The sequence below is a fragment of the Halochromatium glycolicum genome (genome assembly GCF_016584085.1).
In the GTDB taxonomy this organism is placed as follows: Bacteria; Pseudomonadota; Gammaproteobacteria; order Chromatiales; family Chromatiaceae; genus Lamprobacter; species Lamprobacter glycolicus.
In genome coordinates, this window is sequence record NZ_NRSJ01000001.1 from 198,410 (window position 1) to 223,208 (window position 24,799).

General features: G+C 66.0%; 19 protein-coding genes, 2 tRNA genes and 1 pseudogene. 8 read left to right on the forward strand and 14 right to left on the reverse strand.

What is annotated here, in order from left to right; genetic code table 11:
- Positions 1-75 precede the first annotated feature (75 nt).
- The 9 genes from rfbC to CKO40_RS00875 all read right to left on the reverse strand — a co-directional run bounded on the left by rfbC (position 76) and on the right by CKO40_RS00875 (position 11,579).
- Positions 76-639, reverse strand: a complete 564-nt coding sequence (gene rfbC / locus CKO40_RS00835; RefSeq protein WP_200343816.1) for a dTDP-4-dehydrorhamnose 3,5-epimerase — start codon at positions 637-639, stop codon at positions 76-78.
- The gene (gene rfbA / locus CKO40_RS00840) at positions 636-1,520 is read right to left on the reverse strand and encodes a glucose-1-phosphate thymidylyltransferase RfbA (protein ID WP_200343817.1); all 885 of its coding nucleotides are present in this window, start codon (positions 1,518-1,520) and stop codon (positions 636-638) included. Before rfbA ends, rfbC begins: the two co-directional genes overlap by 4 nt.
- 33 nt (positions 1,521-1,553) lie before the next feature.
- A complete protein-coding gene (gene rfbB / locus CKO40_RS00845; protein ID WP_200343818.1) occupies positions 1,554-2,609 on the reverse strand; it encodes a dTDP-glucose 4,6-dehydratase in 1,056 nt (351 codons plus the stop codon).
- A 270-nt stretch (positions 2,610-2,879) separates the two neighbouring features.
- The gene (locus tag CKO40_RS00850; RefSeq protein WP_200343819.1) at positions 2,880-5,159 is read right to left on the reverse strand and encodes a RelA/SpoT family protein; all 2,280 of its coding nucleotides are present in this window, start codon (positions 5,157-5,159) and stop codon (positions 2,880-2,882) included.
- 50 nt (positions 5,160-5,209) lie between these two features.
- Entirely contained in the window at positions 5,210-6,493 is a 1,284-nt protein-coding gene (locus CKO40_RS00855) for a DUF1015 domain-containing protein (protein WP_200343820.1), read from the reverse strand.
- A gap of 49 nt (positions 6,494-6,542) precedes the next feature.
- Complete coding sequence (locus tag CKO40_RS00860; protein WP_200343821.1) at positions 6,543-7,565, reverse strand: amino acid ABC transporter substrate-binding protein; 1,023 nt, start codon at positions 7,563-7,565, stop codon at positions 6,543-6,545.
- Positions 7,566-7,582: 17 nt separating this feature from the next.
- Positions 7,583-7,924, reverse strand: a complete 342-nt coding sequence (locus tag CKO40_RS00865) for a DUF2782 domain-containing protein (RefSeq protein WP_200343823.1) — start codon at positions 7,922-7,924, stop codon at positions 7,583-7,585.
- A 443-nt stretch (positions 7,925-8,367) separates the two neighbouring features.
- Positions 8,368-10,893, reverse strand: coding sequence for an ABC transporter permease (locus CKO40_RS00870; protein WP_207173307.1), 2,526 nt, complete (start codon positions 10,891-10,893; stop codon positions 8,368-8,370).
- 29 nt (positions 10,894-10,922) lie between these two features.
- Entirely contained in the window at positions 10,923-11,579 is a 657-nt protein-coding gene (locus CKO40_RS00875) for an ABC transporter ATP-binding protein (RefSeq protein WP_242476703.1), read from the reverse strand.
- 232 nt (positions 11,580-11,811) lie between these two features.
- On the opposite strand from CKO40_RS00875, the gene CKO40_RS00880 reads away from it, so the two are divergent.
- Both CKO40_RS00880 and CKO40_RS00885 read left to right on the forward strand, forming a co-directional pair.
- Positions 11,812-12,642, forward strand: a complete 831-nt coding sequence (locus CKO40_RS00880) for a GDSL-type esterase/lipase family protein (RefSeq protein ID WP_200343825.1) — start codon at positions 11,812-11,814, stop codon at positions 12,640-12,642.
- Between the two features lie 228 nt (positions 12,643-12,870).
- Positions 12,871-13,998 (forward strand): NAD(P)/FAD-dependent oxidoreductase, encoded by a 1,128-nt coding sequence (locus tag CKO40_RS00885; protein WP_200343827.1) that lies wholly within the window; start codon positions 12,871-12,873, stop codon positions 13,996-13,998.
- Between the two features lie 54 nt (positions 13,999-14,052).
- Here CKO40_RS00885 and CKO40_RS00890 read toward each other — a convergent pair whose 3' ends face one another.
- A complete protein-coding gene (locus CKO40_RS00890; protein WP_200343829.1) occupies positions 14,053-14,472 on the reverse strand; it encodes a hypothetical protein in 420 nt (139 codons plus the stop codon).
- Positions 14,473-14,858: 386 nt separating this feature from the next.
- On the opposite strand from CKO40_RS00890, the gene rpsF reads away from it, so the two are divergent.
- The 3 genes from rpsF to rplI all read left to right on the forward strand — a co-directional run bounded on the left by rpsF (position 14,859) and on the right by rplI (position 16,130).
- Positions 14,859-15,293: a 30S ribosomal protein S6 gene (gene rpsF / locus CKO40_RS00895; RefSeq protein WP_200343831.1), complete on the forward strand. Its 435-nt coding sequence runs from the start codon at positions 14,859-14,861 to the stop codon at positions 15,291-15,293.
- 63 nt (positions 15,294-15,356) lie between these two features.
- The gene (rpsR, locus tag CKO40_RS00900; RefSeq protein ID WP_200343833.1) at positions 15,357-15,581 is read left to right on the forward strand and encodes a 30S ribosomal protein S18; all 225 of its coding nucleotides are present in this window, start codon (positions 15,357-15,359) and stop codon (positions 15,579-15,581) included.
- 93 nt (positions 15,582-15,674) lie between these two features.
- Positions 15,675-16,130, forward strand: coding sequence for a 50S ribosomal protein L9 (gene rplI, locus CKO40_RS00905; protein ID WP_200343835.1), 456 nt, complete (start codon positions 15,675-15,677; stop codon positions 16,128-16,130).
- A 141-nt stretch (positions 16,131-16,271) separates the two neighbouring features.
- On the opposite strand, the gene odhB is transcribed toward rplI, so the two are convergent.
- The 3 genes from odhB to htpX all read right to left on the reverse strand — a co-directional run bounded on the left by odhB (position 16,272) and on the right by htpX (position 21,887).
- Positions 16,272-17,678, reverse strand: coding sequence for a 2-oxoglutarate dehydrogenase complex dihydrolipoyllysine-residue succinyltransferase (odhB, locus tag CKO40_RS00910; protein ID WP_200343837.1), 1,407 nt, complete (start codon positions 17,676-17,678; stop codon positions 16,272-16,274).
- A gap of 62 nt (positions 17,679-17,740) precedes the next feature.
- The gene (locus CKO40_RS00915; protein WP_200343839.1) at positions 17,741-20,665 is read right to left on the reverse strand and encodes a 2-oxoglutarate dehydrogenase E1 component; all 2,925 of its coding nucleotides are present in this window, start codon (positions 20,663-20,665) and stop codon (positions 17,741-17,743) included.
- Positions 20,666-20,999: 334 nt separating this feature from the next.
- Positions 21,000-21,887 carry a protease HtpX gene (gene htpX / locus CKO40_RS00920; protein ID WP_200343841.1) on the reverse strand — a complete coding sequence of 296 codons (888 nt, stop codon included), beginning with the start codon at positions 21,885-21,887 and terminating at the stop codon, positions 21,000-21,002.
- Between the two features lie 170 nt (positions 21,888-22,057).
- On the opposite strand from htpX, the gene CKO40_RS00925 reads away from it, so the two are divergent.
- Together CKO40_RS00925 and CKO40_RS00930 are read left to right on the forward strand one after the other, a co-directional pair.
- Positions 22,058-22,133: transfer RNA gene (locus CKO40_RS00925), tRNA-Ala, on the forward strand.
- 66 nt (positions 22,134-22,199) lie between these two features.
- A tRNA-Glu gene (locus CKO40_RS00930) sits at positions 22,200-22,275 on the forward strand.
- Positions 22,276-22,415: 140 nt separating this feature from the next.
- On the opposite strand, the pseudogene CKO40_RS25055 reads toward CKO40_RS00930, so the two are convergent.
- Positions 22,416-24,076: pseudogene (locus CKO40_RS25055) on the reverse strand (diguanylate cyclase).
- Between the two features lie 253 nt (positions 24,077-24,329).
- On the opposite strand from CKO40_RS25055, the gene CKO40_RS24795 reads away from it, so the two are divergent.
- Positions 24,330-24,458 (forward strand): hypothetical protein, encoded by a 129-nt coding sequence (locus tag CKO40_RS24795; RefSeq protein WP_276570753.1) that lies wholly within the window; start codon positions 24,330-24,332, stop codon positions 24,456-24,458.
- Positions 24,459-24,799 lie beyond the last annotated feature (341 nt).

Here is a 24,799-nt window from a genome sequence, read left to right on the forward strand (position 1 = left end):
CCCTATCAAAATGCCCGCCTAGCCTACACAAGCTGCTGAATTTTCGAGCTGAAGAGGGCATTCTGTAACGACTTCTTAATCCGCCGAGTAGACCGGCAGTCGCTCGCTCGCGATCTCGCGCAGCGAGGGTGCCTGTGCGTCCTTTTCCGACAGCACCGGCGCGACGCCGCTGGGCCAGTCGATCCCGATCTCCGGATCATCCCAGCGCACCGCGAATTGGGTCTCGGGATGATAGGTATCGGTGCATTTGTAGCTGAAGATCGCCTGCTCGCTGGTGACCAGATAGCCGTGTAGGAACCCCGGCGGAACCCAGAGCTGGTGCTTGTTGGCCTCGCTGAGCTCAGCGCCGACCCATTGGCCGAAGCTCGGCGAGCCGCGCCGGACGTCGACGGCGACATCGAAGACGGCACCGACGATCACCTGGACCAGTTTCCCCTGGCCATACGGATTCTGGATATGCAGTCCGCGCAGGATGCCATGGCCCGAGGCCGCCTGATTGTCCTGCACGAATGTCGGTCCGATGTCGTGCTCGGCGTAGCGCGCTTGCTGCCAGGTCTCAACGAAATAGCCACGGTGATCGCCGAACACCTGTGGCTCGATCAGCAGTACGTCGGGGATGGCGGTAGGCGTGACCTTCATGGCGCGAACCCGCGGCCGATCAGGCCGAGCAGATAATCGCCATAGCCGCTCTTGCGCAGCGGCTCGGCGACAGCGCGCAGCCTTTCGGTATCGATCCAGCCGTTGTCGTAGGCGATCTCCTCGGGTGCGCAGACCTTCAGCCCCTGCCTCTTCTCGATGGTCTCGATGAAGTTGGCCGCCTCGATCAATGATTCGTGGGTGCCGGTATCGAGCCAGGCGATGCCGCGGCTCAGTCGCTCCAGATGCAGCTGCCCGCGCTCGAGGTAGCGCCGGTTCAGGTCGGTGATCTCGAGCTCGCCGCGCGCCGATGGGGTCAGCTCGGCGGCATGCGCCGGTGCTTGCCCGTCGTAGAAATAGAGGCCGGTGATCGCATAGTTCGAACGCGGCTGGCTTGGCTTCTCCTCGATCCCGATCACGCTGCCGTCACGATCGAGCTCTGCGACACCATAGCGCTCCGGGTCGCGCACCCAGTAACCGAACACGCTTGCACCCTCTGTGCGTGCCGCCGCGGCTCGCAGATGCGTACGCAGCCCGCCGCCGTAAAAGATGTTGTCACCCAGGATCAGGCAAGAAGGCGCGCCGTCGAGGAATTCCCGGCCGATGATGTACGCCTGCGCCAGCCCACCTGGGTGCGGCTGGACCGCGTACTCGAGCTGTACGCCCCACTGGCTGCCATCGCCGAGCAGCCGCTGGAAGGCGTCGACATCCTGCGGGGTCGTGATCACCAGCACCTCGCGGATACCGGCCATCATCAGCACCGCGAGCGGATAATAGATCATCGGCTTGTCATAGACCGGCAGCAGCTGCTTGCTGACGCTCAAGGTGAGCGGATGCAACCGGGTGCCGGCGCCGCCGGCGAGGATGATGCCTTTTCGGTTCATTGTAATGCTCATCGACACCTGTCTTGATGATGGCTAGGCGGACCCGAGCCGCTCGCCGCGATAGCTGCCGTCGGTGACCCGCTGGGTCCAGTCTTGGTTCTCGAGGTACCAGTGCAGGGTGCGCCTGAGTCCGCTCTCGAAGCTCTCCGCCGGGCGCCAGCCGAGCTCTGTCTGGACCTTGGTGGCATCGATCGCGTAACGGCGGTCGTGGCCGGGCCGGTCAGTGACAAACTGCTTGAGCTGGGCGTGCGGGCGGTGCGGAGAGCTTGGCTTGGCCTCATCGAGCAGGGCGCAGAGGGTATCGACGACCTCGAGGTTGGTGCGCTCGCTGTCGCCGCCGATGTTGTAGACCTCGCCGGGACGCCCGGCTTCGAGCACGCGGTCGATCGCCCGGCAATGATCCTCGACATAGAGCCAGTCGCGGATATTGCCGCCGTCGCCGTAGATCGGCAGCGGCTCGCCGGCCAGTCCCTTCGCGATCATCAGCGGGATCAGCTTCTCCGGGAACTGGTAGGGACCGTAGTTGTTCGAGCAGTTGGTGGTCAGCACCGGTAACCCGTACGTATGATGCCAAGCACGCACGAGGTGATCCGAGGCCGCCTTCGAGGCCGAATAGGGTGAGTTCGGCGCGTAGGGCGTGGTCTCGGTGAACTTACCGCTTGATCCGAGCGAGCCATAGACCTCGTCGGTCGAGACATGCAGGAAGCGGAAGGCCTCGCGCCGCCCGGCCTCGAGTTCGCCCCAATACGCCTTGGCGCTGTCGAGCAGGCTGAAGGTGCCGAGCACATTGGTCTCGATGAAGGCGGCCGGCCCGTCGATCGAGCGATCGACATGGCTCTCGGCGGCGAAATTGACCACCGCATCGACCTGATACTCGCGCAGCAGATGCCCGACCAATGCCTGGTTGCCGATATCGCCTTCGATGAAGACATGGCGCGGATGATCGCGAAACTCGGCCAGCGTGTCCGGGTTGCCGGCGTAGGTCAGCTTGTCGAGGTTGATGATCCGCTCGGCGCTCTGGTGCATCTTCAGATGCACAAAATTGCCGCCGATGAAGCCGGCACCGCCGGTTACGAGGAGGGTGCGCATGGGTCTGATAAGGGCTTTCCTGAACCAGAGGCGGATGATAACACCTCGGTCTAATGGTTCAGCTCCGAGGTCTCAGCTCGCCATGCGAACAACGCAACAACTCAGCAGCACGCTGCTCCACGACGTGGCAGAAACGATGAAGGCCGAGCGTGAGGCGAACATCGACACTGCAACTGCGCAGACCCTGCGCCTATTCGCCGAGCGGATCACGGCCAATGACGACGTGCTGGATCTGATCCTGTTTCGGGGAAGCGCGCGGCGCTGGTGCGCTCAGCGGCCGGTTCGCCGGACCTCGATCACATCGGTGAGCTGGCGCAGCTTGCCGCAGACGCGATCGAGCTGATCGACGTCGCTGACCTCGACGGTGAAGCGCATGCTGGCGCGGTCGTTGGTCGCGTCGGTATGGGTCTCGGTGTCGATGACGTTGGCGTCTTCGTCGGCCAGCACCGAGGAGACATCGCGCAGGAGTCCCCTGCGATCCGCCGCCGTAATGATGATGTCGACCGGATAGGCCGCGCTATCCGGCTGTTCGGCCCATTCGACCTCGATCAGCCGTTCCTGCTCGTCGTCGCGCAGGCCGATGACATTCGGGCAGTTGGCACGATGCACGGCGACACCGCGACCGCGGGTGATGAAGCCGACGATCGGGTCATAGGGTACCGGGTGGCAGCAGCTCACGATCTGCGTCATCAGGTCCGGCACGCCGGCGACGACGACCTCAGGGCGATCGCCCGAGCGTCTGCGGCGCCGAGGCGATGGTGCCAGCGCTGCCGGCTCGGACTCCGCGCTCGCCTCGCGGCGCTCCGGGCGAGACGCATCGAGCTGGCGCGCGACGGCGCCGACCGCGAGGTCGCCGCGCCCGATCGCGGCCAGCACATCGTCGCCGCGTTGTAGGTTGAAGCGCGCCGCCAGCGGTTCGAGCGAGGCCTTGGTGTCGATCCCGAGGCGCGTGAGCTCCTTATCGAGCTGGCTGCGCCCCTCGGCGAGATGGCGCTCGTAATCCTGCTGCTTGAACCACTGCCGCACGCGGTTGCGCGCGCGGGCTGTGACCAGATAACCGTGATGCACGCTGAGCCAGTCGCGGCTCGGCGCGGCGTTCTTCTGGGTGATGATCTCGACTGTCTCGCCGCTGCTGAGCTGGTAGGTCAGCGGGACGATGCGGCCGTCCACGCGGGCGCCCCGGCAATGATGGCCGACCTCGGAATGGATCGCATAGGCGAAGTCGAGCGGCGTCGCGCCGGGCGGCAGCTCGATCACCTTTGCTTGCGGGGTCAGTACATAGATGCTGGCCGATCCGGCCGCCTGCACCGGATCGCCGGCATCCAGGTCCTTGTTCGCCTCGTCGCTCGCCTCGGCATCCGTTGGCGTCTCCAGCGTCCGCTCCAGCCAGTTGCGCATCAGCACCACGCGGCGCTGAAACGCGGCGTCGTGGCCGGCCGACTCCTTATAGGCCCAATGTGCCGCGATCCCGTACTCGGCGTGCTGATGCATCTCCTGGGTGCGGATCTGCACCTCCAGCACCTTGCCGTCGGGGCCGGTGACCGCGGTATGCAGCGAGCGATAGAAGTTGCCTTTGGGCTTGGAGATATAGTCGTCGAACTCGTCCGGGATGTAGGGCCAGAGTCCGTGCACCACGCTCAATGCGGTGTAGCAGTCATCCTCGCTGTCGACCATGACGCGCACCGCGCGCAGATCGAAGATCTCGTCGATATCGACCCGCTTGCGCTGCATCTTGCGCCAGATGCTATAGATATGCTTCGGCCGCCCGGAGATGTTGGCGTGCAGTCCGACACGCTGGAACTCGCGCTCCAGGGTGGCGATGACCTCGGCGATATAGGCTTGGCGCTCATCCCGGCGCTCGCGCAGCAGCCGGGCGATGCGTTGGTATTCGGCCGGTTCAAGGTAACGCAGTGCGAGGTCTTCGAGCTCCCATTTCAGCTGCCAGACGCCGAGACGATTCGCCAGGGGCGCATAGAGGCGCTGGGTCTCGTATGCGAGCTCACGCTGGCGCTCGGCCGGAAGCCGCTTGGCCGCCCGCATCAGGTAGAGCCGTTCGGCGAGGACGACCAGGATTGCGCGCACATCCTCGGCGATGGCGAGCAGCATCCGCCGAAGGTTTTCTTCGCGGCGCTGGTGCTCGCGCGGCTTGCCCCGCCTGCCGCCGGACGCCTTGGGCTCGAGCTCGGCGAGCTGGCCGATCCGTCCCAGGTCCTGCACCATGCGCGCGACACCAGCACCACATCGGGTGTCGAGGCTGGCAACGTCGATGTTGCCCCGGCCGAGACAGCCGCCGAGCAGCGCGGCGCAGAGCGTCTGCGCATCCATCCGCAGGCCGACCAGGATGTCGGCGCTCGCGAGCCGATGGCGCACGGCGCTGTCGCCGGTTTCGAGCTGCTCGTCGCCGACGCAGCGCTGCATCAACGCGGTCGCATCGCCGATCCGCGCGCGCGCCTCCGCGTCGTAACTCTCGGGGAGACGCTCGACCCAGAGCTGTGCGGTCGTAGCATCGTCGGTAGGGGGGGGAGGGAGCCTCGAGCTGGGCGTGACCATGGCGTGGCGTTTGCGGACGGAGCGTTCCGCCGCACACGATCGAGTCGGTTTCAGTCGAGCAGGTGTGTAACCAGACCGTCGGCGAGCTTGGGCTCGAACCAGGTCGATTTCGGCGGCATCATCGCACCGGCATCGGCGACCGCCAGCAGGTCCTCCATCCGGGTGGCGGGCAGCGCGAAGGCGGCGGCCATCTCGCCGCTGTCGACACGTGCGCTGAGCCCCGAGAGCCCACGCACGCCGCCGACGAAATCGATGCGCTCGTCACGGCGTGGATCGCTGATCTGCAGCAGCGGCGCGATGAGCTGATCGTGCAAGAGGCTCACGTCGAGCCGTCCGATCGGGTCGTCGGCCGGGATCAGATCGACCCTGAGCTGCAAGCGGTGCCACTGACCGCCGAGATAGAGTCCGACCTCGCCGCGCGCCTTGGGGGCGACCGGCTTTGCGCTCGGCTCGACCTGATAGTTCTCGGCGATGCGCGCGAGGAATGCCTCCGGGTTGAAGCCGTTCAGATCACTGACGACGCGATTGTAGGGCAGGATGCGCAGTTGGTCGTGCGGAAACAGCACCGCAAGGAAATGCTCGCTGGGACGCGGCGCCTGCGCATCAGGGCTCGCCCCGTGGCTCGCTCCGTGGCTCGATGTGCCGGCGGATTTCGCCTTCCGGCGCTCGTCGGCTACGCGCGCGGCCGCCGCGGCGCGATGATGGCCGTCGGCGATATAGAGGCGCCCCAGGGCATCGAAGTCGGCAGTGAGCGCGGCGATCGCCTCGGCGTCCGCGACCGGCCAGAGCTGATGGCGCACACCGTCTCCGGCGGTGATGTCGATCACCGGCGGTTCATTACAGAGGGCCCCGAGTCGGGCGTCGATCTGAGGCGCGGCCCGATAGACTAGGAATACCGGGCCAGTCTGGGCGTCGAGCGCTGCGATCTGCCTGACCCGGTCCTGCTCTTTGGCCGGGCGTGTCAGCTCATGCCGCCGGATGCGGCCGTCGCGATAGGCCTCGACCGAGGCGGCCGCAACCAGTCCGGTCTGGCGGTGTCCTTCGACCTCGAGCCGATAGACGTAATACTGAGGCGCCGGGTCCTGGATCAGGATGCCCTCGGTGCGCAGCCGCTCCAGATTGTCGCGTGCCCTCGCGTAGACCGCATCGCTGTAGGGGTCCGTTCCGGCGGGCAGGTCGACCTCGGCGCGCGAGATATGCAGGAAGCTCGCGGGGCGTCCAGCGACCATCGCCCGCGCCTCCTCGGCGCTCAGCACGTCATAGGGCGGAGCCGCGACGGCCTCGGCATGATCGGCCCGCGGACGAAGCCCTGCGAAGGGAATGATCAATGGCATCCAGGAAACGCCCCATGGTTCGGAGATGGGAAGCCTCAATCCACGCACTTCAGCGTGGCGGCGGAGCATAGAGTAGGCCGCCCCGGCTCCAGAGGGCGTTCATCCCGCGCTTGATGTCGAGGCCGGACGCCTTGCCGAGGTTGCGCTCAAAGACCTCGGCATAATTGCCGACTGCACTGAGTACCCGTTCACCCCAACCTCCCTCGATGCCGAAGGCCTTGGCGGTCTCGCCGTCGAGGTCGAGTAGGGTGCGCACGGCGTCGCTCTCGGCGCGTGTTCTGACAGTCGCGAGATTGTCGGAGCTGATCCCCATCTCCTCGGCGTTGATGAGAGTATAGATCGTCCATTGCACCAGCTCGCGCAAGCGCGCCTCGCCGGACCTGACTGCGGGCGTGAGGGGCTCGCGGGAGATGACCTCCGGCAGGATGCGGTGCGAGCTCGGCTCCTCGAGGCGGCTGCGGATCGCATAGAGTTGCGAGCGATCGGTGGTCAGCGTTGAGCATTCCCCGGCCAGGTAAGCGCTGAGGGCCGCGTCCAGGTCTGGGTACGCCTTGAGCGTCATCGCCATCTGATGGCGCTTGAAATAGCGTTCGGCGTTCGCGCTGCTGGTGGTGTCGGCAATCGCGCAGATCCGCGCCTGATTCAGCCCCAAGGTGCTCAGCTTGTCACTCGCGCGCGGCACCATGAAGCCCTGCCCGTCGTAGTAGAGGATGGCCGTGAACGAGATGCCTTGGCCGAGGTCGCGCGCCTGTGTCCAGGTCGTGTTGCGGGCGAGCAGGTCGACGCGGCCGTCGCGCAGGGCGTTGAAGCGCTCAGCGGTCTTCAGCGGTATCAGCTCGACCTCCTCGGGTGAGCCGAGCGCTGCGGCCGCGACGGCGCGGCAGAGATCGACGTCGAGGCCGCTCCAGGCGCCATTCGCGTCCTGATAAGAAAGGCCGGGGATCGCGCCATTGACGCCGCAGCGCAGCGTGCCGCGCTCGCGCAGATCGGCCAGCTGGTCGGCCACAGCCAAACCGGGCAGGAGAAGCAGGATGAGCAACAGCGCGCTGAGCGGTCCTATCGAGCGTGGCATCGGTCGAATCCTCGTCGTCACCATGAAAACAAAGCCCACTGGGGTACCTCCATATCACGTCCTGGCTGTCCGCGATTCCATTCCATATCGCCGGAGCCGTCGCTGTCGACCAGGTAGTAGGGGGCGCCGGCAGTGGGCGTGATCTTGATCATGTAGACGTTGTTGTTGACGCTGTACTCCTCGACGGTACGGTTCGCGTAGTCGCGCACCCGAACCTGTGGGGCGATGTCGGCTTCGGTGACGCGCAGATCGAGTTCGCTAAGCGGCGGCTGTGGCCAGGCGGTTGTGATTACAACCGCCATCATGCAGCCGCCGAGCAGGCTGCTGGCGAGCGGGCGGCAGAGGTGCTGTCGGCGCATGAAGGTCCCCGGCTGTCGGAACTGACCGCAATGATAGCAGGAACCCCAGTTGCTCTAGGCGGCGATCATTCCCGCTGCGCTCTGCGCGCAGCGCTTGTCGAATTGCCGATCATGGCAGGGTGTCTGCTGCGGCCGATTGGTATCGCCCTCCGCCCTGACTGTTCCTGCGCGTTCTGTCCGGCGATCAGGCGCAATGGCTATACCGATAACGCGGTCAACGGACGCGGCGGTTTGGCTGCGCGACCGGGCATTGGACCGGGCACTGCCCGTGATCGATCTGAAACAGCGGCTCGGGGTTTTTTGGTTCGAAACCGCGTCCAGAGACAGAAACGCAATCTTTCCGCAGCAGGCACGGACAAAATTGCACATCCCAGACTGGACGCAGTGTAGCTTGCACAAGCTACTGATTTGCGTGGCCGTAGAGGGCATTCTGTTAGGGCTTCCTAGCCAGCCTGGCGCAGCGCCCCGAGCGGCGGTCGGATCAGCGCCGCATAGGTGCCCAGCGTTCCAGCTGCGCCCACCAGCACCGCGCTGCCGAGCACCCCGGCCAGCCAGAGCCAGGGATTGAACGCGAACGGCAGGTCAAAGAGCTCACGCGCCAGCAACCAGCCGGTCAGCTCCGCGAACAGCGAGGCGATCAGCCCAGCGAGCAGCCCGGCGGTGGTCAGCTCGACAGCCAGGGCGCGCAACAGCTGGGGCCGCTGGGCGCCAAGCGCACGCAGCACCGCCTGCTCGGAGCGGCGCGCCGCCAGGCTTGCCTGGATGCCGGCGTACATCACGAGCAAGCCGGCCGCGAGCGTGAACAGGAACACGTACTCGACCGCCTGGATGCCCTGACGGATGATGCCTTGGACCTGCTCGAGCAGGGTGCCGACATCGATCAGCGTCACGCTCGGGAAGCGCTCGATCAGCTCGGCGGCGAGCGCCTCACGCTCGGCCGGCAGATAGAAGCTGGTCACATAGGTCGCTGGCTCCTGTGCCAGCAGCGCCGGCGAGGCGATCACGAAGAAGTTGACGTTGAAGCTGTCCCACTGCACCCGGCGCAGGCTGGTGACCGGCGCGCTGATCTCGCGGCCGGCGACCCAGAACCGCAGCGCGTCTCCGAGCTCGATCCCGAGGGTCTCGGCGATCCCCTCCTCGACCGAGAACTGGTCCGGCGCCTCGGGTCCGTTCCACCAGCGCCCGGCGATGATCGCGTTGTCTTCCTGCGCTACAGCGGCGAAGCTCAGATTGAACTCGCGCTCGGCGAGCCGGCGCGCGCGCGGGTCCTCATAATCCTCCGGTTCTACCGGCTCGCCGCCGATCCCTTGAAGCCGGCCCCGGATCATCGGGTAGATCCCGGAGGACTCGATCCGGTTTGCCGCGAGGAAGTCCTCGATCGGGTTGACCTCATGCGGCTGGATATTGATCAGGAAGTGGTTCGGCGCGCCCTCGGGTAGGGTCTCCTGCCAGGCGCGCAGCAGGTCCAGCCGCACGACGGCGAGCAGCAACAACGCCAGGATGCCCAGGCCGAGCCCGACGATGGTCAGGATCGCTGAACCGGGCCGGCGGGCGAGGCCGGCGAGGCCGAGGCGCCAGGTCCCGCGCGCCCGGCCTGCGGCCAGATGGGCGAGCCAGACTAGGGCTGCCGCCAGCGCCGCCAGCGCTGTGATGGCGGCGCCGACGCCGGCGAGTAGCTTCCAGGCCAGCTCGGTGTCGCCGGCATGCCAGACCACGAGCAGCGCCAGTGCCAGCAGCGCCCCGCCGGCGCTCAGCGCGACCGAGACCCGCGGTGGGCCGAGGTCCCGACGCAAGACCCGCAGCGGCGGCACCTCGGCCAACTGCAGCAGCGGCGGCAGCCCGAAGCCGGCCAATGCGACCAGGCCGGCGCCGAGCCCGATCCAAGCAGCACTGGAGCCCGCCGCCGGCAGCTCGCCGGCGAACCAATCGGCGAGCAGCCTGGCGAGTCCGAACTGCGCGACCCAGCCGACGGCGACACCGAGCACGCCGGCGGTCAGCCCGAAGAACAGGAGCCGCAGCGCGAACACCCGGGTGAGCAGATGTCGCGGTGCGCCGAGGCAGCGCATGACCGCGACTGCATCGGTCTGGCGCTCGACCAGGCGCCGGCTCGCCAATGCCATCGCCGCACCGGCGACCAGCAGCGTGGTCAGCGCAGCCAGATGCAGGAAGCGGCTGGCGCGGTCCACCGCCGACTCGAACTCCGGCCGCGCGCTACGGGCATCGATCAGCTCGGCATTCGGCGGCAGCCTTTCGGCCGCCCAGTCGGTGTAGTCAGCGACCGTTTCGGCGTCGCCAGCGATCAACAGCCGGTGGCGGACGCGGCTCGCCGCGCCGACCAACCCGGTCGCGTCGACGTCCTCCAACGCCATCATCACGCGCGGGGCGATCTGGAAGAAGTTGCCGCCGCGATCCGGCTCATAGGCGATGATGCGCTCGATCGGCAGCGTGCGCTCACCGAGGCGCAGCGAGTCGCCGGGTGCCAGCTTGAGTGCGTGCAGCAGGCGCGGCTCGACCCAGACCGCTCCCGGTTCCGGGCCCGATCCGACGGCTGTCTCCGGCTCGGTCAGGCTCGCGCGCAGCTTGAGCTCGCCGCGCAGGGGGTAGCCCGGGTCGACGGCCTTGACCTGGACTAACTGGCTGCGCTCGCCGGCGAAGATCACGCTGCGGAAGGTCAGTGTCCGAGCGATGGTGAGGCCGCGGGCGGTGGCCTCGTCGGCGAGTCGCTCGGGGAGGGGGGCGCTGGCGTCGAGCGCGAGGTCGGCCGCGATCAGCTCGCCGCCCTGACGCTGCATCGCCGCCTCGATCCGGTCGGTGAAGAAGCCCACCGCGGTGATCGCGGCCACCGTCAGCACCAACGCGCCGGCGAGCAGATAGAGCTCGCCGCTGCGCCAATCACGGCGCAGCAGCCGTGCGGCCAGCCGCCAGGCCGGGATCGCCTGGCTGCGGCTGGGCGCGGGTTTGCGGATCATCGACTGGGCCTTAGGGGTCGTTGCACTGCTCATCCGAGCGCCTCGAGTCGGCCGCCGCTCATGCCCAAACGCCGGTCGCAGCGTTGTGCAAGCGCCGGATCGTGGGTCACTAGGATCAGGGCCGCCCCAGCATCCTCGCGCAATGCGAACAGCAGATCGATGATCCGGCCGCCAGTCGCTTCATCCAGATTGCCCGTCGGCTCATCGGCGAACAGCACGGCGGGGCTCGGGGCGAACGCCCTCGCGATGGCGACACGCTGCTGCTCGCCGCCCGAGAGCTGGCGCGGATAGTGGCCGCGCCGTTCGTCTAATCCCACCCGCTCCAGTGCGGCGTCGGCGATACGGCGGGCCTCGCCTGCCTGGACAGTCGCCGTGAGCTCCAGTGGTAACAGCACGTTCTCGCGCGCCGTCAGGGTCGGGATCAGCTGGAAGTTCTGGAAGACGAAGCCGACTCGACCGGCGCGCAGCGCGGCGCGGCCGTCTTCGTCCAGCGGTTCGAGGGCCTCGCCGCAGAGCCGGATCGATCCGGCGCTGGCGCGGTCCAGACCCGCCAGCAGACCGAGCAGGGTGGACTTGCCGCTGCCCGAGGCGCCGACGATCGCGACCGCCTCGCCGGGTGCGACGGCAAGATCGACGCGATCGAGGATCGTTAGGACGCCCTCTGGACCATTGACCTGCTTGGTCAGTCCTGTTGCCCGACAGATCGCCTCGGTCGCGGTCGTATCCTGTGTCGGTCCGCCGTGTGGCGCCTCTGCCCTTGCGGTCGCGCCGCCAGGCTCGCCCGCGCCGACGCCTTCCGCCTCGTTGGCGTGGTGCGCGGCCGCTTGATCACCCGCGCCGTCATCGACCTGGTTGGCTTGCGCCGGTCTGGTGCCCATACTCTCCTGCCGATCGTCGTCGCTCCGGGACTGATCCAACATGCTGCGCATTCTCCTCATCATTGTGTTCACCGCGCCGCTTGGCGCGCTGGTTCATCCGGCGGCTTGGTGCGCGACGGTGGTCGATACCGCAGGCGCGCCAGCTGCCCCTCTGTCACGGGTCGCTTCAGCAGAAGCTGACCTCAGGGGCGCCGCGGGCGAGCGTGCTGAGCGCGAATCCGAGCCCTCTGCAGCTCCCAACGAGCCGATCGCTGGCCGGTCTGCCGGCTCCTCTCTCAACGCCCACGCAAGCTCAGCCGCGCCAGTCCTACTCGTACTCGGCGATAGCCTGAGTGCCGCCTATGGTTTGCCTTTGGACCAGGGCTGGGTGAATCTGTTGCAGGCCCGTATCGAGGCGAATAACCTGCCGCATCGGGTGGTCAATGCCTCGATCTCCGGTGATACGGTCGCCGGCGGGTTATCGCGTTTGCCAACGCTGCTTGCGGAGCAGAGGCCGCAGATCGTCGTCATTGAGCTCGGGGCGAACGATGGTCTGCGCGGATTCCCTCCAGGGCGTATCCAGGCCGATCTGATCCGGCTGGTCGAGCAGACGCAAAAGGCCGGGGCGCGGGTGCTGCTGGCCGGTGTGCGCCTCCCTCCGAACTATGGTCCGGCCTACACCGAGCGCTTTCAACGACTCTACGCAACGGTCGCCGATGAGACCGGTGCTGCGCTCGTGCCGCGTCTGCTCGACGGTGTCGCCGAAGACGCTGCCCTGATGCAGGATGATGGCCTGCATCCGACGGCAGCGGCGCAACCGCGCATCCTGGAGAACCTTTGGCCGGTGGTGCTGCCCTTACTCGAGCAGTCGAGCTCAGGGCCTGGGGCTTGAGCGGCCCGAAGTGGAGGTAGGGTGAACGGCAGCTTGTGCGGTCGGTTCGGCTCGTCTGACCGGGTGGCTTAGGTCCCTCGATGCACCCTTTAACCACCGAGATCGGCAGTCTGTGCGGGCTAGGCGCCCTGCTGATCAGGCCTTATCGGAAGCCGTATCGGAAGCAGTCTCGGCGCAACGCCCCGTTCGTCGCTGGTCCAGTCCCTTTGATTCCCGATGGAGAGATCTATGCAACGCGTGACCATCGTCGGCGCTGGCTTCGGTGCCTTGACCTCCTTGAATACCTTGCGCGATCGCGGTTTTCAGGGCGAGATCACGGTCGTCAGTCCGCGCCCGGAGTTCGTCTACTATCCGGGGCTGATCTGGGTCCCGTCCGGACTGCGCTCCGGCGAAGACCTGCGGCTGGACCTGCGGCATTTCTTCCAACGCACGAAGGCAACCCATGTCGCTGCGTCAGCGACCGGGCTGCGTGATGGTGGCCGGACACTGCTGACCGATGCGGACCCGATCGAGAACGACGGGCTGATCATCGCCAGCGGCGGGCGCTTCATCAAGAAACTGCCCGGTATCGAGCATGCGATCACCCCCTGCGAGGGGGTCGAGGCCGCCCAGGCGATCCGCGATCGGATCAAGACCTTGGATGGCGGCACCGTGGCGATGGGCTTCTCCGGCAACCCGAACGAGCCGGCCTCGATGCGCGGCGGCCCGATCTTCGAGTTCCTATTCGGTCTCGATCAACAGCTGCGCCGTGAAGGACGGCGCGATCGGTTCCGGATCATCTTCTTTACGCCGGCGCCGCGCCCCGGCAACCGGCTCGGGCCCAAGGCGGTCGACAGGCTGCTCGCTGAGATGGAGCGGGTCGGCATCGAGACCCATCTTGGACACAAGCCGAAGCAGTTCACCGCGGACAAGGTCGTCACCGAGGGCGGCGAGTTCCCGGCCGATCTGATCATCTTCATGCCTGGCATGACCGGCAACACCTGGTTCGACGAGACCGACCTGCCGCGCTCGCCGGGCGGGCTGGTCCAGTCCGACGAATACTGCCGGGTGCCGGGCTTCGAGCGCACCTATGTGGTTGGCGATTCCGGCAGCTTCCCCGGTCCGGAGTGGATGCCGAAGCAGGCGCACATGGCCGATCTGCAGGCCGGGGCCGCAGCCAAGAACCTGATCACAGAGCTCGCCGGCGCCACGCCGAACGAGACCTTCAAGGTGGAACTGCTCTGCATCGTCGACGCCAACAATCAGGGGATGCTCGTCGCCCGCACGCCGAAGTACAACCTGGTGCTGCCGCGCACCCGGGTCTTCCACTGGCTCAAGCGGTTCTTCGAGTGGTGGTACCTGCGCCGCTACCGGTGACAGCGAATGAATCAGGCGCTTGCGCGAGTCAGGCGGCCATTTTGGTGGGGCTTCTCAGTAGACCGGCTTGCGTCCGTAACGGCGTGTGAGGTCCCGAGCCAGTGGTTGGATCAGGTCATCGAGCGCGGTGTTGCGTGCCGATGAGCGGCCGCTGTAGGTCTTCTTGAGGGCATCGCGGGTCTGCGACTGGCGCTCGGCGCGAACCTGCACGCGCAACTGTTCGAGTCCGTTTGGGCCGTGCCGTTCGTCGAGGATGCTCGGGGTGATCACCACCCCGACCTCGCTGCTTTGCGTCGGCGCGAACAACGGGTAGACGCCGGCGAAATCGCCTGACGCCTCGAGCGCTGAGATCAGACGGCGCTGAACCGCGATCCCGGTTGCACCTGCCGGCCGGACGACCCCGGCCGCAACCTGTCCGGTGTAGCGCTCATTGGCGCTGACCTGGGGGCCGCCGGCGCAAGCGCCGATCAGCACGGAGACTGCGAGACCGAGCAGCCCCAGCCAAAGGAGGCGCCACGCCGCTGCGCCGTCCCTCGCAGCCGCGGCTGGTGCGGTCTGAGGAGGTCTGCGACGCTGATGGGGCAGGGACTGACGGCCAGACACCGCTATGCGAACGGCCTGTATGCGAACGGCCTGTATGCGAACGGCCTGTATGCGAACGGCCTGTATGCGAACGACCTTCGCAGAGGATTGACTGATACGCAAATTCTGCCTCACAATGTACGGCTTCGTCCGTTTAGGGCCCTGGTTCGGGGCCTGATTGCGGCGTTTCTCCTTGCTCCACTGTCCGCCGGTTGGGTCGATGCGCGAGTCCGATTCGATCGGGTGCCAGGGGGCTATTTATATCCGAGAGGAGCAATATGCGTCATTACGAGATCGTATTTCTGGTGCACCCGAGCCAGAGCGAGCAGGTCCCGGCCATGCTGGATCGTTACCGGATCAACCTAGAAGCGCGCGGCGGGCAGATCCATCGGCTCGAGGACTGGGGACGGCGCCAGCTGGCCTACCCGATCAACAAGGTCCACAAGGCGCACTACGTGCTGATGAACGTGGAATGCGATGCCGAGGCGCTGGCTGAGCTCGAGAGCGCCTTTCGCTTCAACGATGCGGTGCTGCGCAACATGATCATCAAGCGTGATTGCGCGGTGACCGAGCCCTCGCCATTGCTGAAGAGCGAGGATGAGCGTGATGGCTCGGACGAGGAGGGGGGCGGCCAGCGGGGCGAACGCCGGCCGCGGCGCTCGGATGACTCGGGCGAAGGTCGGTCCGCGCCGCGCGAGGCGAGCGCCGAATAGCACCGCCTCCGACGACGCGCGTCCCATCCGTCTTTCAGCATCCGATTCCAGCCGAGGCCATCCATGTCCCGCTATTTCCGCCGCAAGCGTTACTGCCGCTTCACCGCCGAGGGTATCACCGAGATCGATTACAAGGATCTCAACCTGCTCAAGGCCTTCGTCAGCGAGTCCGGCAAGATCGTGCCGAGCCGCATCACCGGTACCTCGGCGCGCTATCAGCGCCAGCTCGCCACTGCCATCAAGCGCGCGCGCTATATCGCGCTGCTGCCCTACACCGACGGGCACTGAGGTAGAGGGCGAGCAATCGCCGAGCCTGACCGCCGCGCGATTGCCGATGCAGGCATCCGCGCAGGCCTCAACGATACGACCTGGAGATCCCCTGTGGACCTGATCCTGATGAAAAAGGTGCGTGGCTTGGGCGAGCTCGGAGACAAGGTCTCCGTTCGCGCCGGCTATGGCCGCAACTATCTGATCCCATCCGGCTTGGCCAAGCCGGCCACTGCCGAGAACCTGAAGGAGTTCGAGGCGCGCCGCGCCGAGCTCGAGCGCGAGGCGGCCGAGGCACTGGCCGCGGCCGAGACGCGCAAGGCCAAGCTCGAAGGTGTGATCGTGACCATCCCGCGCAAGGCCGGTGACGAGGGCCGCCTGTTCGGTTCGGTCGGCGCTGCGGACATCGCGACAGCGATCACTGATGGCGGTATCGATGTCGAGGTGCTCAAGAACGAGGTTCGGATGCCCGACGGACCCTTCCGAGCGACCGGCGATTACGATGTCGCGCTCCACCTGCACTCGGACGTCGATGTGACCGTTCGTGTCGAGGTGATCCCGGCCGACTGAGCTCAGCCACCGACCCCCGCGCTTCGCGCGGAGCCTGCCCTGCGTCGGCGCCGGCCCTTAAGGCCGGTCGGCAGGCAGGTCCTATCGGGTGAATCCTTAGCCCAGCTTCTTGCCCTCACCAGCAAACCGCGGCCGGTTCGGCTAGACGCGAAGCAGTAGCCGTGCCGGATCTTCCAAGGTCTCTTTGATCGTCCTCAGGAACTGCACCGCCTCGCGCCCATCAACGATCCGGTGGTCGTAAGACAGTGCGAGATACATCATTGGCCGGATCACAACCTCGCCATCGACCGCGATCGGCCGATCCTGGATGCTGTGCATGCCAAGGATCGCGCTCTGCGGCAGATTCAGGATCGGCGTCGACAGCAACGAACCGAACACACCGCCGTTGGTGATCGAGAAGGTGCCGCCGGTGAGCTCCTCGAAGCTCAGTGACCCGTCCTTCGCCTTGTCCGCGAAATCGACAATGCCGCGCTCGACATCGGCCATGCTGAGCTGATCGCAGTTGCGCAGGATCGGGACCACCAGCCCGCGTTCCGAGCTCACGGCAATCCCGATGTCGTAGTAGCCGTGATAGATGATGTCCTCGCCGTCGACCGATGCGTTGATGACCGGGAAGCGCTGTAAGGCCTCGACCGCGGCCTTGACGAAGAACGACATCAAGCCGAGGCGCACGCCGTGCGTCGTTTCGAACTGGTCCCTGTACTGGCGGCGTAGTGCCAATACGGCGGCCATGTCCACCTCGTTGAAGGTGGTCAGCATCGCCGTGGTTTGCTGCGCCTCGACTAGGCGCTCGGCGATCCGTGCACGCAGCCGCGTCATCGGCACCCGCTGCTCCGGGCGGCCGGCCTCGCCGGTGAGTCCAGGCGGCTGAACCACGCCTTCCTGGGGCGGTTCCTCTTCCGGCTGCGCGCGTGCCGCGGCCGCGGCATCGGGATCGACGGCCGGCTCAGTGGCCTCCTGCTCATCCAGCCATGCGATCACATCGGCCTTGGTGATCCGGCCGCCTTTCCCCGTGCCAGGGATTCGCTTGGGATCGAGCCCCATGCCCTTGACCAGGCGTCTGGCCGCTGGCGCCAATGCCGGCTCGTCTGCAGGCTTCGAGTCGGAGGAGTCCGCCTGTGGTTCCGCTGAGGTCACCGCGGTCCCGGCTGCAGGAGCGGATCTCGCGTCGGCTGCCATTGCCGGTTCCCGCGTTGGGGCTTGCCCTGACTGTTGCTCTGCGGGCTGCTTTGGCGACCCCTTCTTCGGCGGCGCCTCCTCCTGGTCTTGAGTCGCTTCCTGCTGGGGTGCGTCCTCTCGGGAGGCCTCCTGCTGGGCGTCGATCTGTCCGAGGACGCTATCGGCCGTGACCAGCTCGCCCTCAGCGACCTTGATCTCGGCCAGAACGCCTTCCGCCGGAGCCGGTACCTCCAGTACCACCTTGTCGGTCTCGAGGTCGACTAGATTGTCATCCTTGCGCACCCAATCGCCAGGCTTGAAATGCCAGGTCAGGACGGTGGCATCGGCCACCGATTCGGGCAGGGCAGGGACGCGAACTTCAGTGGGCATAAGACTCCCGCGGGTCGGGTTGTCGGTTCCTCAGGAAGGTGCTGGGTGGGCTTGACGGCCGTTCAGGGCACCCTATCGGTCTCCTCGCTGCCATCGAATGTTGGCATCGGGATGCGCCGGTTCATGCTGGGGTTGATGCGGCCTGTCAAGGCCTCGTCGATCAGGCGCTCTTGCTGCTCGACATGCACCGAGCGATGACCGACCGCCGGCGCCGCAGCAGCGGGGCGGCCGACATAGAAGGCCTGCTTGCCGTCGAGTATCAGCCCGTGGAAGCGGTGCTTGACCTGATCCCAAGCGCCCTGGTTCTGCGCCTCTTCCTGACACCAGATGACCTCCATGGTGTCGGGGTAGTCGGCGATCACGGCTGCGAAGGCCTCTTTCGGGAACGGATAGAGCTGCTCGATCCGGATGATGGCGACATCGGTGAGCCCGCGCGCGCGGCGTGCCTCCAGCAGATCGTAGTAGACCTTGCCGGAGCAGAAGATGAGCCGCTCCACCTGTGCCGGGTCCAATGGGTCGGACTCGGGGATCACTGGCAGGAAGGCGCCGTTCGCCAGCTCATCGAGCGAGGAGACCGCTAGACGGTGCCGAAGCAGGCTCTTTGGTGTCATCACGATCAATGGGCGACGGTAGTCGCGCAGCAGCTGGCGGCGCAGCAGATGGAACATCTGCGCTGGGGTGGTCGGCACGCAGACCTGGATGTTGTGCTCCGCGCACAGCTGCAGGAAGCGCTCGAGCCGAGCCGACGAATGCTCCGCGCCCTGGCCCTCGAGCCCGTGCGGCAACAGCATCACCAGGCCGCAGTCGAGGCCCCATTTGCTGCCGGCCGAGCTGATGAACTGGTCGATCACGACCTGGGCGCCGTTGGCGAAATCGCCGAACTGCGCTTCCCAGAGCGTCAGCGCATTCGGCTCCGCGGTCGCGAAGCCGTACTCGAAGCCGAGCACCGCCTCCTCCGAGAGGATCGAGTCGATGGCGATGAAGGGCGCCTGGTGCTCCTTGGGCTCGAGGGTCCAGCCTGGCGGTGCGGCCAGATGTTGCAAGGGGGTGTACTCGTTGCCGGTGCGCTGGCAGTGCACCTTGGCGTGTCGATGTACGAAGGTGCCGCGGCTCGAGTCCTGACCCGAGAGGCGCACTGGATAGCCGCTGTCGAGCAGGGTCGCATAGGCCAGGTTCTCGGCGAAGCCCCAGTTGGCCAGTTGGTCACCCTGCGCCATCTTACGGCGCTCGGCCCAGATCTTGGCCACCCGCGGATGCGGCTCGAAGCCGTCCGGCAGCTGCAGCTGCCGCTCGGCGAGCTCGCGCAGGCGCGCCTTCGAGAAGCCGGTATCAGCGGGCAGCCGCCAGTCGTCGCCAAACCGGTTCTTCCAATCGACCCGATAGGTATTCTCCAGACCGCAGAGCACGGGTCGGGCGACGACAATGCCGTGCTCGATGTTGGCGCGGTAGTCCTCGATCATTGCCACGGCCTGCTCGCGGGTCAGCTCCCCGCGATCGATCAGGCGGTCGGCATAGATCGCCCGGGCCGTCGGGTGCTGCCGAATGCGCTTGTACATCATCGGTTGGGTCACGGCCGGCTCGTCGGCCTCGTTGTGGCCGAGGCGGCGATAGCAGATGAGGTCGACCACCACATCGCGCTTGAACTGGTTGCGGTAATCGAGCGCGAGCCGGGTCACGAAGATCACGGCTTCCGGATCATCGCCATTCACGTGGAAGACCGGCGCCTGCACCATCTTGGCGACATCGGTGCAGTAGAACGTCGAGCGCGTATCGAGCGGATTGCTCGTCGTAAAGCCGATCTGGTTGTTGACGACGATGTGCACGGTGCCGCCGGTGCTGTAGCTGCGCGTCTGCGACAGCTGCAGGGTCTCGGTGACCACCCCCTGCCCGGCGAAGGCCGCATCGCCATGGATCAGGATCGGCATCACCTGATCCCCGCTGTCGTCGCCACGGCGGCGCTGGCGCGCCCGCACCGAGCCCTCGATCACCGGGTCGATGATCTCGAGGTGGGACGGGTTGAAGCCCAGCGCCACATGGGTGATCCCGCCGGGGGTGTCGACATCGGTCGAGAACCCGAGATGATATTTGACGTCTCCCGCCAGCTGGCGCGGACTCATCCGGACCTTCCCCTCGAACTCGGCGAAGATCTCCTGCGGCGGCTTGCCGAGGATGTTGACCAGCACGTTCAGGCGGCCCCGGTGGGCCATCCCGATCACGATCTCCTTGACCCCCTTGCGCCCGGCGCGCTGGACCAGCTCATCGAGCATCGGGATCAAGGCCTCGGCGCCCTCCAGCGAGAACCGCTTCTGTCCCACGTAGCGGGTGTGCAGATGCTTCTCGAGTCCTTCGGCCGCGGTCAGCAGCGTCAGCAGCCAGCGCCGATCGGCGGCATTGAGCTCCGGGCGCGCCTGATAGCCTTCGATGCGTTTCTGCACCCAGCGCTTCTCGCTGGTCGAGGTCATGTGCATGTACTCGGACCCGACCGGCCCGCAATAGATGCGCTGCAGCAGGTCGATGATCCCGCGCAACGGCATCCGGTCCGGCGCGTATAGCGAGCCGGTGTGGAAGACCTGGTCCAGGTCGCTGTCTTCAAGCCCGTTGTAGCCGAGCTGCAGATCGGCGACCTTCGGAGCCGGCCGCAGCTTCAACGGGTCGAGGTTGGCGACCTGGTGCCCGCGATAGCGATAGCTGTTGATCAGCCGGATGACGGCGGTCTGCTTTTCCGCGGCGGCCGGCTCCAGGCGTTTCAGCGAGCGGCGCTGAGCCCGATTGCGGCTCTCGTGGGCGAGGCGCTGAAAGTTCTCCCGTACCGGTCCGTGCGGCACCTCGTTGGCCGCCTCCCGATGCATCGCCTCGAAGCGTTGCCGCCAGGCCAGGTCGATGCTCTCGGGGTCCTTGAGGAAGCGCTCGTAGAGGTCTTCGATGAAGGCGGCATTGCCGCCGTAGTAGGCAGAGCTGTTGCGGAAGAGCTCGAGAATGGCGCTCATAGCCGGGAGGGGTTGCTGCGCTGATGCGGTTGCTGAGCCAATCCCTAAGTCTAGCGCAGACCGCGCGCGTTCCGTGCACTCCGTGATACAGCGGTTGGCTCAGGCTGGGCGGGCGATCCGTTCTCACGACTCTGAGAACCCCGAATAAAAACGCTCTCGACTGAGCTGAATCGACTCGTTCGTGCGCCTGATGCGCTCATCAGGATAATCGCCTCAGGTCGCCTCAGGAGTGCGAGCGGCCGGGCCCGCCAGATGGGGCCCGCCAGCTGGGGCCGGCATCCTGCCCAGATTGAGAGGCGCTGAACGAATCAGCGCCCCACGATCCGGGACAGGATCAGCGTGCCGCCTGCAGCGCCGCGATACGCTGCTCGAGCGGTGGATGGCTTGCAAACGCAGCCTTCAGTCCCTGGGCGATCTTCCCGGAGATGCCAAACGCTGCGAACTCGCCGGCCGGCAGGTCTTGCGGCTCGTGCACCCGCTGCAATGCCCGCAGTGCGCTGATCATCTTCTCGCGGCCGGCCAGCCGGGCGCCCCCTGCATCGGCCCGGTACTCGCGGAAGCGCGAGAACCACATCACGATCATCGAGGCCAGGATCGACAGTAGGATCTCGGCGACGATGCTGACGACGAAATAGCCGATCCCATAGCCTTCCTCGTTCTTGAACACGACCCGGTCGACCGTGTGGCCGATCACCCGCGCTAGGAAGACGACGAAGGTATTGACCACGCCCTGGATCAAGGCCAGCGTCACCATATCGCCATTGGCGACATGGCTGATCTCATGGCCGACCACGGCCTCGATCTCATCCTTGTTCATGTGCTGCAATAAGCCGGTGCTGACCGCGACGAGGGCGTCGTTTCGGTTCCAGCCGGTCGCGAAGGCATTCGGATCGGGCTGGTCGAAGATGCCGACCTCGGGCATCTGGATGCCGGCCTGCTCGGATTGGCGTCGGACCAGGTCGACGAGCCAATGCTCAAACGGGGTCGAGGGCTGCTCGATGATCTGCACGCCCATCGAGCGCTTGGCCATCCACTTCGAGATGAACAGCGAGATCAGCGAGCCCGAGAAGCCGATCACCGCGGCGAACACCAGTAAGGCGCCGAGGTTCAGGTCGACGTTGTTCGCGGCCAATAGCCCGTCGATCCCGAGCAGCCGGAAGACGATGCTGACGACGACCAGCACCGCGATGTTGGTACCCAAGAAGAGCAAGATGCGCATCATTTGCGTGTGAACCTCATCAGGAAGTTAGAGTCCAGGCGACAAACTGCGCTAAACATGCATCCTGAGCAGGGTCTTGGCAAGAGGTGGTTCGGCGTTGCTGTCGCCGCGTTGTTCCAAAATGGGGCTGGACATCCGAGACCACTCCCCCTATACTTCCCGGCTCGCTCATCGGGGCCATAGCTCAGCTGGGAGAGCGCAACACTGGCAGTGTTGAGGTCGGCGGTTCGATCCCGCCTGGCTCCACCAAACATGACGAGTCCGGCGTCTCCGCAACGCATCTCGGAACGCCGGATTTTTATGTCGACCGCCTCTGTCCCCATCGTCTAGAGGCCTAGGACACCGCCCTTTCACGGCGGCAACCGGGGTTCGAATCCCCGTGGGGACGCCAACTCGATCAAGCGCCTGCCGACCCTCGGCGGCGCTTTTTCTTTCCCGGCAACCGCTCGCTAACGCTGGACGCTCAAGCGTTTCCGCCGAGCTTCGCCGTCTATTCGCACCCGATCATGACCTCCCTGCGCCGGCTCCGTTTCAGGCTTGCGGGTACCGGCCCGGTCCGGGAGCGCCGGGATGATGTCGCTGTGTCTTTGCGGCGTACATCGCACGATCAGCGGTGCGGGTTAATGTCTCGCGGTCCTCGCCGTCGTGGGGATGCATGGCGACGCCGATACTCGCTGAGACGGAGACCGTCGCGCCCGATTCGAGCGCGATCCGGCGCTCAATGGCGGCTCCGATCTTTTCGGCGAGTGCCTGTGCACTCTCGCGGGCGCTTGCGCGCGGCAGCAGAATCATGAACTCATCGCCGCCGACGCGCGCACCTGTTGCTTGAGGCGGATGCCCGTTTCGAACAAGACCTGATCGCCGGCGCGGTGGCCGAAGCGATCGTTGACCGGCTTGAAACCGTCGAGGTCGAGGTAGAGTAGAGCGAAATTCTGATCCCCGCGCTCGGCGCGCAGGCACTCCTGATCCAAGCGGTCTTCGAGCATGCGACGGTTCGGGAGCCCCGTCAGCAGGTCGTAGGTTGCCTGCTCCCAGGCGAAGAGTCTGTCGTCATGCGCGGCGCCGGAGAGGAGCGCGACGGCGACCGACACGGCGAAGATCATCTGGATCGCGATCGGTTGGATCGGGTGGGCGGTCCAGGCAACGCTCGCGTGGAGGTAGACCAGGCAGGCGATGCTTGCGACGAGGAAGCCGATGCGGATGCCGTTGGAGAGGCCGGCGAGGATGATCGGCAGAAAGATCAGCAACGCCATGCTCTGCGTGTCCAGCTGAAGCGCAGCGGGAAGCCAAGCGGCAGCGAGTGCGGTCCCGGTCGCAACAAGCGTGTAGACGAGATCACGTCCCAAACGATCCCAGCTGAGGTTGGGCCGCTCGCGGCGGGCGATCTTGGTCACCAGCTCGCGCAGCATCAGGATCGCCGGCACGCCCATCACGACGCCTGCGAAATCGCCGCCAAGGAACACGATGGCCGTCTCGCCGTTGGCAAGCAGGCCCTGAAACGGCGGGATATGCTGAATCAATAGCGCCGAGACCGCACTGGCCGCCAGTGCGACCAATAGGAAGATCGTCGCGGTCTTCAGCGTCACCAGCCGCGAGGCGTGCCTCCAGATCGGCCGCAGCGCCAGGCCGCCGAGTCCGTAGACCAGGGTTTCGCGCAGCGGATCGATGTAGCCGAACCCGGCAAACGGAAGCCCATAGATGAGCACTGCCATGCTGCAGATGGCCAGGTAGATCACGGGCAAGTAACCGGCACCCAGCATCATCGTGACCGCGACCGTCACGCCGGCGGGCAGGTAGGCGGCGCTGACGTACGTCGTGATCTCGAACACCGCGGCAAGGTGGTTCGCGACCCAGTAGGCAAGCACGATGACCGGCACGGGCAGCATCGCTGCGAGGAGCCGCCGCCAGTGGAGGTGGGCGAGACGGAAAGACGGGTTGGTGAGTGCGGTCATCGGCAGAGCGTAACCCAGCGAGCGTCTGCGGCGAACGGCGCCAGGGGGATCAGCGGGCTCGAGTGCCCGGGGCCTTGGCGGGGCCGGATGGCGGCGATCAGAAGGCGGTGGATTGTCGGCGGCCTGCCCGTTCCCTCGCAAGCCCCAGTTCGCAGGCGTCACACTTGAACCTAGAAACCGCAGTTGACCGCTTAGCCCAGCATGCAACCCTTGCCAATGGTTCCACTGTTGGCGCTTCATGAAGCGCACCCGTGGGTGACGGCCGCTACGACCACCCGTGCACGCCCCGCGCGGTGCCCAGCGTTGTTACAACGCGTTGAAATAGAGCGACTATTCACCCTCGTTGTGCCTCGCTGGCCAATTCCCGATCAGGCACGCGGGACGCACCCTGGCGGCCGTCCAACTACGGTTTCTAGGTTGAACTGTCGGTGGGTAGGGCGCCGCTCGGCTAGCCGCGGGCCTGGCGCGCGGCGGATTTTCGGACGCGGCGCTGATGCTGATCGAAGGGCTCTTCAACGCGGCGATCCACTTCGATCTGCACCGGCTGCCGGAACTGTTCTGCGGCTTCGACCGCAAGCCCGGCCAGGCGCCGGCCCACTATCCGTCGGCCTGTGCACCGTAAGCCTGGGCCAGCGGCGCGGTGTTCATGCTCGTCGAGACGATGCTCGGGCTGGACTTCTGAGTCGTTCCTTGTTTCAGACGGCTTCGCGCTAGAACCCGCCAGGTTGTTTGAAGGAGTGTTCTCCGTACTGGGCATTAAGGACGCCTCTTACCGAAAGCTCGGTCGAGCGATCGCCACAGCACCTTATCGACCTTTTTCGCTGCCTGATCAACCCTCGAAACGACATTTCGCTCGACACTCTTGGCTGTCACCGCTCGCATGAGTGTCTGGAAGTCTTTTTCACTACGCTCACCGGCTCTTCGCAGCCTAACCAGCTTTCCGGTTACATGGCTCAACGAACG

Bases quoted from the DNA above. Each gene is read 5' to 3' on its own strand.
- rfbC (WP_200343816.1), bottom strand. From the start codon at position 639: ATGAAGGTCACGCCTACCGCCATCCCCGACGTACTGCTGATCGAGCCA.
- rfbA (WP_200343817.1), bottom strand. From the start codon at position 1,520: ATGAACCGAAAAGGCATCATCCTCGCCGGCGGCGCCGGCACCCGGTTG.
- rfbB (WP_200343818.1), bottom strand. From the start codon at position 2,609: ATGCGCACCCTCCTCGTAACCGGCGGTGCCGGCTTCATCGGCGGCAAT.
- CKO40_RS00850 (WP_200343819.1), bottom strand. From the start codon at position 5,159: ATGGTCACGCCCAGCTCGAGGCTCCCTCCCCCCCCTACCGACGATGCT.
- CKO40_RS00855 (WP_200343820.1), bottom strand. From the start codon at position 6,493: ATGCCATTGATCATTCCCTTCGCAGGGCTTCGTCCGCGGGCCGATCAT.
- CKO40_RS00860 (WP_200343821.1), bottom strand. From the start codon at position 7,565: ATGCCACGCTCGATAGGACCGCTCAGCGCGCTGTTGCTCATCCTGCTT.
- CKO40_RS00865 (WP_200343823.1), bottom strand. From the start codon at position 7,924: ATGCGCCGACAGCACCTCTGCCGCCCGCTCGCCAGCAGCCTGCTCGGC.
- CKO40_RS00870 (WP_207173307.1), bottom strand. From the start codon at position 10,893: ATGATCCGCAAACCCGCGCCCAGCCGCAGCCAGGCGATCCCGGCCTGG.
- CKO40_RS00880 (WP_200343825.1), top strand. From the start codon at position 11,812: ATGCTGCGCATTCTCCTCATCATTGTGTTCACCGCGCCGCTTGGCGCG.
- CKO40_RS00885 (WP_200343827.1), top strand. From the start codon at position 12,871: ATGCAACGCGTGACCATCGTCGGCGCTGGCTTCGGTGCCTTGACCTCC.
- rpsF (WP_200343831.1), top strand. From the start codon at position 14,859: ATGCGTCATTACGAGATCGTATTTCTGGTGCACCCGAGCCAGAGCGAG.
- rpsR (WP_200343833.1), top strand. From the start codon at position 15,357: ATGTCCCGCTATTTCCGCCGCAAGCGTTACTGCCGCTTCACCGCCGAG.
- odhB (WP_200343837.1), bottom strand. From the start codon at position 17,678: ATGCCCACTGAAGTTCGCGTCCCTGCCCTGCCCGAATCGGTGGCCGAT.
- CKO40_RS00915 (WP_200343839.1), bottom strand. From the start codon at position 20,665: ATGAGCGCCATTCTCGAGCTCTTCCGCAACAGCTCTGCCTACTACGGC.
- htpX (WP_200343841.1), bottom strand. From the start codon at position 21,887: ATGATGCGCATCTTGCTCTTCTTGGGTACCAACATCGCGGTGCTGGTC.
- CKO40_RS24795 (WP_276570753.1), top strand. From the start codon at position 24,330: ATGCTGATCGAAGGGCTCTTCAACGCGGCGATCCACTTCGATCTGCAC.